The 11,784-nt window shown below is 72.6% G+C and carries 9 protein-coding genes and 1 pseudogene; 1 reads left to right on the top strand and 9 read right to left on the bottom strand.

All coding sequences use genetic code 11. The features are described from left to right. The 3 genes and pseudogenes from ASF38_RS08450 to ASF38_RS19220 all read right to left on the bottom strand — a co-directional run. Nucleotides 1-1,248: maltotransferase domain-containing protein (locus ASF38_RS08450; protein ID WP_235497533.1), on the bottom strand; the 1,248-nt coding region annotated here is incomplete at its 3' end. A 103-nt stretch (nt 1,249-1,351) separates the two neighbouring features. Beyond that, a pseudogene (locus ASF38_RS19720) lies at nt 1,352-2,304 on the bottom strand (glycogen debranching enzyme GlgX); the annotation flags it as partial. Between the two features lies 1 nt (nt 2,305). Continuing rightward, the coding region (locus tag ASF38_RS19220) for an alpha-amylase family glycosyl hydrolase (protein ID WP_255353822.1) at nt 2,306-3,427 on the bottom strand (1,122 nt) is incomplete at its 3' end. Nucleotides 3,428-3,486: 59 nt separating this feature from the next. On the opposite strand from ASF38_RS19220, the gene glsA reads away from it, so the two are divergent. Then, a complete protein-coding gene (gene glsA / locus ASF38_RS08440) occupies nt 3,487-4,419 on the top strand; it encodes a glutaminase A (RefSeq protein ID WP_055961757.1) in 933 nt (310 codons plus the stop codon). A 6-nt stretch (nt 4,420-4,425) separates the two neighbouring features. Here the strand turns inward: glsA and ASF38_RS08435 are convergent, their stop codons facing one another. The 6 genes from ASF38_RS08435 to glgX all read right to left on the bottom strand — a co-directional run. Then, complete coding sequence (locus ASF38_RS08435) at nt 4,426-5,028, bottom strand: hypothetical protein (protein ID WP_056575130.1); 603 nt, start codon at nt 5,026-5,028, stop codon at nt 4,426-4,428. 12 nt (nt 5,029-5,040) lie between these two features. Then, entirely contained in the window at nt 5,041-5,196 is a 156-nt protein-coding gene (locus tag ASF38_RS17490) for a hypothetical protein (RefSeq protein WP_156364729.1), read from the bottom strand. Between the two features lie 3 nt (nt 5,197-5,199). Next, nucleotides 5,200-6,894 (bottom strand): malto-oligosyltrehalose trehalohydrolase, encoded by a 1,695-nt coding sequence (gene treZ / locus ASF38_RS08430; protein ID WP_056575129.1) that lies wholly within the window; start codon nt 6,892-6,894, stop codon nt 5,200-5,202. Nucleotides 6,895-6,896: 2 nt separating this feature from the next. Next, nucleotides 6,897-7,901, bottom strand: coding sequence for an aldo/keto reductase family protein (locus ASF38_RS08425; protein ID WP_056575128.1), 1,005 nt, complete (start codon nt 7,899-7,901; stop codon nt 6,897-6,899). A gap of 94 nt (nt 7,902-7,995) precedes the next feature. After that, nucleotides 7,996-10,290 (bottom strand): malto-oligosyltrehalose synthase, encoded by a 2,295-nt coding sequence (gene treY / locus ASF38_RS08420; RefSeq protein WP_056575127.1) that lies wholly within the window; start codon nt 10,288-10,290, stop codon nt 7,996-7,998. After that, nucleotides 10,287-11,784 (bottom strand): glycogen debranching protein GlgX (gene glgX / locus ASF38_RS08415; RefSeq protein WP_235497531.1); only part of this gene is annotated, 1,498 nt, incomplete at its 5' end. The genes treY and glgX, both read right to left, overlap by 4 nt.

Below are 11,784 nucleotides of genomic sequence, written 5' to 3'. Positions count from 1 at the left end.
GAAGGCCTCGGCAAGGAACAGCACGTCGGGGTGGTCGGCCTTGACCGACGCGATCAGCCACGCCCAGAAGTCCGGCGGCTTGGTGTGCGGGTTGTCGACGCGGAAGATGCGCACCCCCCGCTCGACCCAGTGCAGGGTGACGCGCAGCATCTCGGCGTAGATGGCGTCGCGGTCGAGGTCGAAGTTGAGCGGGTAGATGTCCTGGTACTTCTTGGGCGGGTTCTCGGCGTAGGCGATCGTGCCGTCGGGCAGCGTCGTGAAGAACTCGGGGTGCTCGGCCACCCAGGGGTGGTCGGGCGCCGCCTGCAGGGCGAGGTCGAGCGCGACCTCGAGGTCCAGCTCGCGGGCGCGCTCCACGAACGCGGCGAAGTCCTCCTCGGTGCCCAGCGCGGGGTGGATGGCGTCGTGACCGCCCTCGGCCGCGCCGATGGCCCACGGCGAGCCGACGTCGTCGGGGCCGGGCGTGAGCGTGTTGTTGGGTCCCTTGCGGTTGTCGCGGCCGATCGGGTGGATCGGGGGCAGGTAGACCACGTCGAACTTCATCGCGGCGACGCGGTCGAGCTCCTTCGTGGCCGTGGCGAACGTGCCGTGCACGGGGGTGCCCTGGGCGTCGACGCCACCGGTGGAGCGGGGGAAGAACTCGTACCAGGAGCCGAACGCGGCGCGCTGCCGGTCGACCCAGACGTGCCGCTCGGGCCCCTGGGTGACGAGGTCGCGGACGGGGTGCTCCTGCATCGTGCGGCGGACGTCGTCACCGAGAGCGGGCCCGACCCGTGCGCCGAGCGGCAGGGTGTCGTCGCGCAGGGCCGACGCCGCGCCCAGCAGCGCCTTGTGCTCGGCGCGACGGTCCTTGCGGTCCGCGACCTGCTCGAGCAGACGTGCGGCCAGCTCGAGGTCGTTGGCGAGCTCGGCGGGGGTCTGCCCGGCGGCCAGCTTGGCGTCGAGGGCGTGCGCGGTGGTGGCCCACGGGTCGCTCCACGCATCGACGCGGAACGTCCACAGCCCCTCGGAGTCGGGGACGATCGTGGCGGCGAAGAGGTCCAGGCCGGTGCCCTGCTCCTGCATGCGCACGGTGCGCTCGGCGCGGTCGCCAGGGCCGCGCCACGCGACGGTGGCTCCCACGGCGTCGTGGCCCTCGCGCCAGACCGTGGCCTGCACGGGCACGTGCTCGCCCACCACCGCCTTGGAGGGGTAGGTGCCGTCGCCCGAGAGGGGCCGCACGTCATCGATGCCGAGCCGGTCCGTCATGCGAGTCACTCCCGTCGATCGCTGCGTTCGGTGTCCCTTCGAACGTAGCGGTGAACGTGGACGGGCGCGATTCCCGCGGGACCGGTCCCCGGTCGCGGGCCCGTCAGTCGTGCCGGGGAGCCTTGAGCAGCAGCAGGGAACGCGCCGCCAGCGTGGTGCGGCTGCCGGCCGCGAAGGCGTGGATCGAGGCCGGGCTGCCGTCGGCCGACGTGGTGTCGAGCGTCGGCTCGAACGTGGCACCGAACTCCTGCCCCGGGAGCACGACCTCGAGCGGCTCGGCGCCGGCGTGCAGCAGCAGGAGCCACGAGTGGTCGGTGAGCAGCTCGCCCTCGCGGGTGCGGGACTGGCTGTTCGACCCGTCGATCCACATGCCGAGCGTCCGGCGCTCCGGGTCCTGCCAGTCCGGCTCGGTCATCTCCTGGCCGTCGGGCCGCAGCCAGATCAGGTCGGGCCGGCCGGTGGGCGTGGTGCGGCCGTCGAAGAACTCGGCCTGGCGCAGGGCAGGACTCTTCGCGCGCAGGTGCACGACCCGACGGGCGAACGTCAGCATCGCGTCGCTCTCGGGGGTCACGGTCCAGTCGACCCACGACGTCGGGTCGTCGAGGCAGTAGGCGTTGTTGTTGCCGCCCTGGGTGCGCCAGCGCTCGTCGCCGGCCACGAACATGGGCGTACCGGTCGAGAGCAGCAGCGTCGCCAGCAGGTTGCGGGCCTGGCGGGCACGCAGCGACGTGATCTCCGGGTCGTCGGTCGCGCCCTCCACGCCGTGGTTCCAGGAGCGGTTGTCGTCGGTGCCGTCGCGGTTGTCCTCGCCGTTGGCCTCGTTGTGCTTGTGGTCGTAGGAGACCAGGTCACGCAGCGTGAAGCCGTCGTGCGCGGTGACGAAGTTGATCGACTGCCAGGGTCGGCGCAGCGTGTGGTCGTAGAGGTCCGACGAGCCGGACAGCCGGTAGGCCAGGTCGTCGACGCCGCCGGCGGCGCCGCGCCAGAAGTCGCGGACCGTGTCGCGGTAGATGCCGTTCCACTCCGCCCACTGGGCGCCGAACGCGCCCACGCGGTNGGTGATCGCGGTCAGGAGCGTGCTGTCGCGGTCGAAGGCGCCGCCACCGGGACGGCCCATCGTGGAGGCGAGGTCGAAGCGGAACCCGTCGACGCCGAGCTCGGTCGTCCAGTAGCGCAGCGAGTCCGTCACGAGGCGCACGACCTCGGGGGATCCGGCGTCCAGCGTGTTGCCGCAGCCGGTGATGTCGGCCATGTTCCCGTCGTCGTCGTGCAGGTAGTACGCCGGTGCCTCCAGCCCGCGGAGGCTGAGGGTCGGTCCGTCGGGGCCGCCCTCGCAGGTGTGGTTGTAGACGACGTCGACGATGACCTCGATGCCGGCGGCGTGCAGGGCCGCGACCATCGTGCGGAACTCCTCGACCTCACGTCCGGGCTCGCTCGCGTACCCGGGATGCGGTGCGAAGTAGCCGAGGGGTGAGTACCCCCAGTAGTTGTGCCGGCCGGCGGCCACGAGCGAGGGCTCGTCGGTGAAGGCCTGCACGGGCAGCAGCTCGACGGCGGTGATCCCGAGCCGCAGGAGGTGCTCGACGACGGCCGGGTGCGCCAGGCCCAGGTAGGTGCCGCGCAGGGGCTCGGGCACGTCGGGGTGCTGCTGCGTGAACCCCTTGACGTGCAGCTCGAGCACTACGGTCTCCTCGAACGGCACCTCCGGCTTCGTGCCGGTGTCGGGCCCGCCGGGGCTCGTGACGACGGCCAGCGGCACGTGGCCCAGGGAGTCGACGGTGGACGGCTCGGGACCGTCCGGACCGTCGGGGCCGTCGGCGTAGCCGAGCGCGGCCGCCATGTCGGTGAGCGAGCCGCGGATGCGGCGGGCGTAGGGGTCGAGCAGGATCTTGTGCGGGTTGCAGCGCATCCCGGTCTTCGGCTCGTAGGGGCCGTGCACGCGGTAGCCGTAGGTCTGGCCGGGCAGCACGCCCGGCACGAGCCCGTGCCAGACGCCGAACGTCCGCTCGGTCAGCTCGATGCGCCGCTCGGTGCCGTCGTCGTCGACGAGGCACAGCTCGACCCGCTCGGCCACGCTGCTGGCGATCGCGAACCTGACGCCGCCGGCCTCGGGGTGGGCGCCCAGCGGGAACGGTCGTCCGGCGAGCACGTGCAGGCCCTGCGGAGGGTGCGTCGTCATGGCGCCCAGTGTGTCAGGCGTCTCGGGGTCGCCCGGCCGTTCCCGGGTACCCACGGGGGGTGGACATCGACGAGCGGATCCGGACCTTCGACCTCGACCAGCTGCACGCCTCCGTCGCGGAGTCGCACGACGGCGAGGTCGACCGGAGCGTGCCCGAGCACGCCGACGCCGACAGCGGCCTGTTCGGGCTGGCCGTGTGCGACCGGTCGGGCGACGTGCGCCAGGTCGGCGACACGGACGTGACCTTCCCGATCCAGTCCGCGGTCAAGCCGTTCGTCTACGCCTTGGCGCTGGTCGACGCAGGGGCGACCCACCTCGAGGAGATCGGGGTGGAGCCCACGGGCGAGGCCTTCGACGCCGTGCGCCTCGAGAGCGACACCGGTCGGCCGCCGAACCCGATGGTGAACGCGGGTGCCTTGCTGACGGCGAGCCTGGTGGCGGGTGACGGGCCGCAGGACCGCGCGGGACGGATCCTCGCGGGGCTCTCCGCACTGGCGGGCCGGCCGCTCGTGGTCGACGAGCAGGTGAGCCGCTCGGAACACCTGAGCGGCGACCGGAACCGTGCCCTCGGGTACCTCATGCACTCCGCCGGGACGCTGCACGTGGACGTCGAGGACGCGATCGAGGTCTACGCCCGCGTGTGTGCGGTGTCGGTGAGCGCCGAGACCCTCGCCGTCATGGGAGCGACGCTCGCCTTCGGCGGTCGGAACCCGGTGACGGGTGACCGGGTGCTCCCGGTGGAGGTGGTCCGCAGCACGCTGAGCGTCATGGCCACGTGCGGCATGTACGACGGGTCGGGCCGGTGGATGCACCGCGTGGGCATGCCGGCCAAGTCCGGAGTCGCGGGCGGTGTGGTGGCGGCCGCTCCGCGGCACCTCGGCATCGGTGTCTACAGCCCGCCGCTCAACGAGCGCGGCAACAGCGTGCGCGGCGTGCTGGCCTGCGAGCGGCTTGCCGACGATCTCGGTCTGCACGCCTTCACGGTGGCGTGAGCGCGGTCAGAGGAGCAGCAGCAGGACCGCGGCCAGGAACAGGACACCGGCCACGCCCAGGAGGGCCAGGAGCGCGGCGCGCCCGGCTCGGCCGTGCCCGCTGCTCCCGAGCACCTCGGCGCGCGGATCACCGAGCACGAGGCGCTGCTGCTCGGCGAGGAACGTCTGGAACACCCCACCCCACGTGATGTTCCCCCGGTGGGCGGCGTGCCGGCCCGTGTCGGGCTCGACGAGCATCGGCAGCGCGACGACGGCCCACCGTCGGCGGGGTGGTGCCGCCGCCTCGTCGCGTGCCTGCTCGTCGGCGGCGCCGCACACGAGGACGGGGAGCACCGCGATCCCGTTGCCGGACCGTCGGCGGGCCCGGCCCGAGAGCGACCCGGCCCGGCCGGCCGTGGTCTCGGTCAGACGGTCGACGTGGCCGGTCGTCGCGTGGTCCACGGGGAGGAGGACCACGACGGTGTGCAGACGGGACAGGAACCAGCCGACCCTGCGGTCGCGACGGCGCAGGACGCGCGTCCCGACCGGCCAGTCGTCACCGGCGTCCAGCGCCTCGTACCCCGCGGCGAGGAGCCGGGAGGTGGCCGCGTCGGACCACGCTTGGTGCACCTCGGCGGTCCCTCAGGAGTAGGGGCCCGAGAACGGGGCGGGGGCGTCGGGGTCATCGACGTCGCCCTCGGTCTCGTGGTCCTGCTTCTGGTGCTTCGGGTCGTCCGTGGGCTCCGCGGAGTCGCGCGGGTCCTCGCTGGGGATGTCGCTCTTGCCGTTGTCGCTCATGCCTCAGTGTGCGTCGGACGCCGTGGGTCCGCCCGTCGACGCCCAGACGACGTCGCCGTCGCGCAGCACCACGGCGCGCGCGGCGTCCAGGTCGACCTCGACGCGGAACGGGCCACGGTGCATGACGACGTGACGGTCGTCGTCGGAGACCTCGACGACGAGGTCGGCCAGGGACGGGTCGCGCAGCTCGGGGTGCTCCCGCCGCAGGGCGACGAGCGAGCGGTAGGTGTCGAGGACCGCGCGGTGGGCGGGGTCGTCGAGCTCGTCCCAGCGCAGCGTCGAGCGCTCGACGGTGGCGTGGTCCATCGGGTCGGGCACCTCGGACTCGCCCCAGCCGTGCCGGCCGAACTCGCGTCGACGTCCGGTGCGCACGGCGTCGGCGAGCTCGGGGTCGGGGAAGGAGGCGAAGAACTGCCACGGGGTGCTCGCGGCCCACTCCTCGCCCATGAAGAGCATCGGCGTGAACGGGCCCAGCAGCACCAGGGCGGCGCCGCACGCCACCAGGTCGGGCGGGACGGTGGCCGAGATCCGGTCGCCCTGTGCGCGGTTGCCGATCTGGTCGTGGTCCTGCAGGTAGGTCACGAACGCCGAGCCGGGCACCGTCTCGACGTCGACGGGCCGCCCGTGGCTGCGCCCGCGGAACGACGACCAGGTGCCGTCGTGGAAGAAGGCGCCGCGCAGCACCTTCGCGAGCGCGCCGGGCGTCGCGAAGTCGGCGTAGTAGCCGTCGGTCTCGCCGGTGAGGGCCACGTGCAGCGCGTGGTGCACGTCGTCGCACCACTGCGCGTCCATGCCGAGGCCTCCGTGGGCGCGGGGCGTGACCATGCGGGGGTCGTTGAGGTCGGACTCGGCGATCAGCGACAGCGGTCGACCGAGCGCCACGGACATCCGCTCGGTCTCGGCGGACAGCTCCTCCAGGATCGGCAGCGCGCGGGTGTCCGCCAGCGCGTGCACGGCGTCGAGGCGCAGGCCGTCGACGTGGAAGTGCTCGAACCACGCCATCGCGTTGTCGAGCACGTAGCGGCGCACCTCGTCGGAGCCCTCGGCGTCGAGGTTCAGGCCGGGTCCCCAGTCGTTCTGGCCGGCGAAGTAGGGGCCGAAGCGGTCGAGGTAGGCGCCGGACGGGCCCAGGTGGTTGTAGACGACGTCGAGCACCACGCCGAGGCCGCGCGCGTGGCACGCGTCGACGAACCGCTTGAAGCCGTCGGGGCCGCCGTAGGGCTCGTGCACCGCGCCCCAGAGCACGCCGTCGTAGCCCCAGCCGTGCGGGCCGTCGAAGCTGTTGACCGGCAGCACCTCCACGAGGTCCACGCCGAGGTCGACGAGGTGGTCGAGCCGCTCGACCGCCGCGTCGAAGGTGCGCTCGGGCGTGAACGTGCCGACGTGGAGCTCGTAGACGACCGACCCCTCAAGCGCCCGGCCCGACCAGGCGCCGTCGCTCCAGTCGAAGGCGGCGTGGTCGTAGACACGTGAGGCCGCGTGCACGCCCTGGGGCTGCCACGACGACCGCGGGTCGGGCAGCGGGGTCTCGTCGTCACCGAGCAGGAACGCGTAGTCCGACCCGGGGGCCAGCTCGGTGTCGAGCCACCACCAGCCCGAGCGCAGCTCGCCGGGCTCCCACGCCTCCATCGGGTGGTCGACGCCGTCGATGCGGACCCGGACGCTCTCGTGGTCGGGCGCCCAGACGGTGACGGTCACGCTCAGACCACCCGGGAGGGCGGGGACTTCGTCTGGCCGGGGTCGGTGGTCGGGATGCCGCCGAGCGCCTCGTCGACCTTCGCGAGGACGTCGGCGTCCAGGGTGACGCCGCTGGCGGCCGCGTTGGACTCCACCTGCTCTGGGCGGGAGGCACCGACGATGGCGCCGGCGACGTTGTCGTTGGCCAGCACCCAGGCGATGGCCAGCTGGGCCATGGTGATGCCGAGGTCGTCGGCGACGGGCCGCAGCTTCTGGACGGCCGTGAGCGTCTCGTCGGTCAGGAAGCGCTTGATCATGTCGGCGCCGCCCTTCTCGTCCGTGGCGCGGCTGCCCTCGGGCAGGTCGGCACCGGGCTCGTACTTGCCGCTGAGCACGCCCTGCGCGATGGGCGACCAGACGATCTGCGAGACACCGAGCTCACGGCTCGCGGGCACGACCTCGCCCTCGATGACGCGCCACAGCATCGAGTACTGGGGCTGGCTCGAGATCAGCTGGATGCCGAGGTCCTGCGCCAGGGCGTGCCCGGCGCGGAGCTGGTCGGCGGTCCACTCGCTGACGCCGATGTAGTGCGCCTTGCCGGCGCGCACGACGTCGGCGAAGGCCTGCATCGTCTCCTCGAGCGGCGTCTCGTGGTCGTAGCGGTGCGCCTGGTAGAGGTCGACGTAGTCGGTCTGCAGCCGCTGCAGCGAGCCGTCGATGGACTCCATGATGTGCTTGCGCGACAGGCCGGTGTCGTTCGGTCCGCCGGGGCCGGTGGGCCAGTAGACCTTCGTGAGGATCTCCAGCGATGCGCGACGCTCGCCCTTCAGCGCCTCGCCGAGCACCGACTCGGCCTTGCCGTTGGCGTAGACGTCGGCGGTGTCGAACGTCGTGATGCCGGCGTCGAGCGCCGCGCGGACGCATGCCGTCGCCGCGTCGTTCTCGACCTGGGACCCGTGGGTCAGCCAGTTGCCGTAGATGATCTCGCTGACCTTGAGGCCGCTGTTCCCGAGGTACCTGAACTCCATGCCTCGAGCCTAGTTCCGGTGCCCCACTGCGCGACTCGGACGGGGCCGGGGCCGAGGGCCCGGGTGCGGCGCTGGTGCTGCTCGCCAGTGGCCGTCAGGTCTGTCGGGTGAGCAGGGCGACGGGGTAGGTCCGCAGCAGGTCGGCCAGCGCGACGTCGCCGCCCTCTAGCACGGCACCGGTGAGCGCGTCGGTCCACGTCCCCTCGGCCAGCGGGAGGGTCGTGTCGGCCCAGCCGCCGCGCGCCTCGAGGCCCACGGGCAGGCGGGTGACCACGGCGACCAGGTCGTCGCTGCGACCGAAGGCGAGTGCGTGGTCGGCGGCAGGACCCCGGGCGGCCACCGCGACGTAGCCGCGGAACAGCTCCGGCCGGTCGCGGCGGAGCGTCAGCACCCGACGCACGAGCGACGTCTTCACCGCCCCCGACGCGTCGACCTCCGGCAACCAGCCGTCGTCGAGCCGGCGGAGCACCGCGCGGAAGGCCTCGTGGTCGACCGGGCGACGGTTGTCGGGGTCGACGAGGGAGAGGTCCCAGCCCTCGGTGCCCTGGTAGACGTCAGGGACACCCGGACCCGCCAGCTGCAGCAGCTTCTGGCTCAGCGAGACCGTCCGGCCTGGGGCCTCGATGCGGTCGACGAGCGCCTGCACCTCGTCGCCGACCTGGGCCCGCACGCGGGCGGGCCAGGCACGGATCGACTCCTCGAAGGCCTCGTCCGTCTCGGTCCAGGTGGTGCGGATCTTGGACTCCCGCGCCGCCTTGAGCAGGTAGTCGGTCAGTCGCTCGTCGCTGATCGGCCAGGCCCCGAGCAGGGTCTGCCAGGCCAGCAGGTCGAGCGCCGGCTCGTCGAGCCCGCAGCGGGCCGACCAGCCCTCGATCGCCGACGTCGCCTCGTCGCCGAGCTCGGCCAGCACCAGCATCCTGGCGCGGGTGTCCTCCGAGCGCTTCGTGTCGTGGGTGGTGAGCGCTGTCATGGCGGACGGGTGGTCGGCCTCCCTGGCAGCGGCGAGCGCGTGGAAGCCCTCGACGTCGACACCCCACACGTCGGGGGAGCCGCCCACCTCGTTGAGCGCGGCGAAGCGCGTGAACCGGTAGAAGGTCGTGTCCTCGGTGCCCTTGGCCACGACCATGCCGGACGTCTGCTGGATGCGGGTGGCGAGCTCGCCCTGCGGGTCCGCGCGGACCTGCGCGTCGAGCGCGGACAGGGCCTCGTCGACGTCGGGCCGACGGCTGCGCGCCGTGTCGATCGCCTGGGCCCAGTCGTCCTCGCCCTCGGGCAGGTAGGACCGGTAGACGCCGAAGGCCACCATCGTCTCCGCGACGGCCGTGCGCGCGGCGTCCTCGGGCACGTCGCGCAGCAGGCCGGCGATGCGACGGACCTCGGCCACGAGCACCTTCTGCGTCACCATGCGCCGTGCGTCCTCCTCGACGGCGGCGTACTCCGACGGCGCTCCGAGCCGCTCCGACAGCGCCTGCCAGGGAGCCTCGCCTGCGGGGTCGAGCAGCACGCCCTCGACCTCGCGCATGGCGTCGTACCCGGTGGTCCCGTCGGCGGGCCAGCTCGCGGGCAGGTCCTCGCCGGGGTGCAGGATCTTCTCGACGACGAGCCACGCGTCGGGCGCGGCCTCGTGCAGGCGCCGCAGGTAGCCACCGGGGTCGGACAGCCCGTCCGGGTGGTCGATGCGCAGCCCGGTGACCCGGCCGTCGGTCACCCAGCGCAGCACCTCGCGGTGTGCGTCGTCGAAGACGGTCGGGTCCTCGACCCGCACGGCGGCCAGCGTCGTGATGTCGAAGAACCGCCGGTAGTTCAGCTCGGACGCCCCGCGGCGCCATCCGACGAGCTCGTAGTGCTGCCGGTCGTGCACCTGCTGCGGCGTCAGCGACGCGAACCCCGGGTCGGCCAGCGTCGCGGCGTCGATGGGGAACCGGTGGTCGTAGTACGTGAGCTCGTCGCCGTCCACCGCCAGCTCCGCGACCTCGGCGTCGTCGCCGAGGACGGGCACCAGCACCCGGCCGCGCGACCAGTCGACGTCGAAGTGCCCGGCCCACGGCGAGCGCTCTCCCTCGGCGAGCACCGACCACCACCACGGGTTCGCCCGCGGCACCTCGACCGACATGTGGTTCGGCACCACGTCGATCACGAGCCCCATCCCGGCGTCGCGCACGGCGTCCGTGAGGGAGTCCCAGCCGTCGGGCCCACCCAGCTCGGGTCGTGCCCGCGTGGGGTCGGTGACGTCGTAGCCGTGCGTCGACCCGGGTGTCGCGTCGAGCACCGGCGACACGTACACCGCGCCGACGCCGAGGTCGCGCAGGTACGGCACGAGCGCCTCGGCCTCCGCGAACCCGAAGCCCGGCCGCAGCTGCAGCCGGTACGTCGACGTGGGCGTGCTCACGACTCGACCCGCTGCAGCACCACCAGCGAGCGGCCCTCGAGCTCGATCGTCGCGCCGCCCTCGACCAGCTCGTCGCCCGGCTCGGTGACCGTGCCGCTCGCGGTGTCGACCACGACCGCCCACGTGCTGGCGTACTCGCCGTCCGGCACGGTGAACTCGATGCCCTCGTGGTGGGCGTTGAACGCCATCAGGAAGGAGTCGTCGACGACGCGCTCGCCCCGCTCGTCGCGGTCGGCGATCGCCCGGCCGTTGAGGAACACCGCGATCGAGCGGCCGAAGCCGTCGTCCCAGTTCTGCTCGGTCATCTCCTCGCCGGCCGGCGTGAACCAGGCGATGTCGCGCAGCTCGTCGCCCTTGCGGATCGGCTTGCCCTGGAAGAACCGGCGGCGCCGGAACACCGGGTGGGCCGTGCGGAAGGCGGCGAGGGCCGACGTGAACCCGAGCAGCGAGTGCTCGTGCTCGTCGAGGTCCCAGTCGACCCACGCGACCTCGTTGTCCTGGCAGTAGACGTTGTTGTTGCCGCCCTGGCTGCGGCCCAGCTCGTCGCCGTGCAGCACCATCGGCACACCCTGCGAGAGCAGCATGGTGGCCAGGAAGTTGCGACGCTGCCGGCGGCGCAGCTCGAGGATCTCCGGGTCGTCGGTCGGACCCTCCACGCCGCAGTTCCACGACCGGTTGTCGTCGGCGCCGTCGCGACCGTCCTCGCCGTTGGCCTCGTTGTGCTTCTGCTCGTACGACACCAGGTCGTTCAGCGTGTAGCCGTCGTGGGCCGTCACGAAGTTGATCGACGCGTACGGGCGCCGGCCGTTGTCCTGGTAGAGGTCGGACGAGCCGCTGATCCGCGACGCGAACTCGCCCAGCGTCGACGGCTCGCCGCGCCAGAAGTCGCGCACCGTGTCGCGGTAGAGGCCGTTCCACTCCGTCCACAGCGGCGGGAAGTTGCCCACCTGGTAGCCGCCGGGTCCCACGTCCCACGGCTCGGCGATCAGCTTCACCTGGCTGACCACCGGGTCCTGCTGCACCAGCTCGAAGAAGGTGGCCAGCTTGTCGACGTCGTAGAACTCGCGCGCCAGCGTGGCCGCCAGGTCGAAGCGGAACCCGTCGACGTGCATCTCGGTGACCCAGTAGCGCAGCGAGTCCATGATGAGCTGCAGCGGCGTGGGGTGGCGCACGTTCAGCGAGTTCCCGGTGCCGGTGTAGTCCATGTAGTGCTGCTCGTCGTCCTCGACGAGGCGGTAGTAGGCCTGGTTGTCGATGCCGCGCATCGACAGCGTCGGCCCGAGGTGGTTGCCCTCCGCGGTGTGGTTGTAGACGACGTCGAGGATGACCTCGATGCCCGCGGCGTGGAGCGCGCGGACCATGCCCTTGAACTCCTGCACCTGGCGACCGGGCTGGGAGGTGTAGGCGTCGTGCGGGGCGAAGAAGCCGATCGTGTTGTAGCCCCAGTAGTTCGTCAGGTCCTTCTCGACGAGGTAGTGGTCCGTGACGAACTGG

The sequence above is a fragment of the Aeromicrobium sp. Leaf272 genome (genome assembly GCF_001422865.1).
Classification (GTDB): domain Bacteria; phylum Actinomycetota; class Actinomycetes; order Propionibacteriales; family Nocardioidaceae; genus Aeromicrobium.
This window is presented reverse-complemented; position numbering and strand designations above follow the sequence as displayed.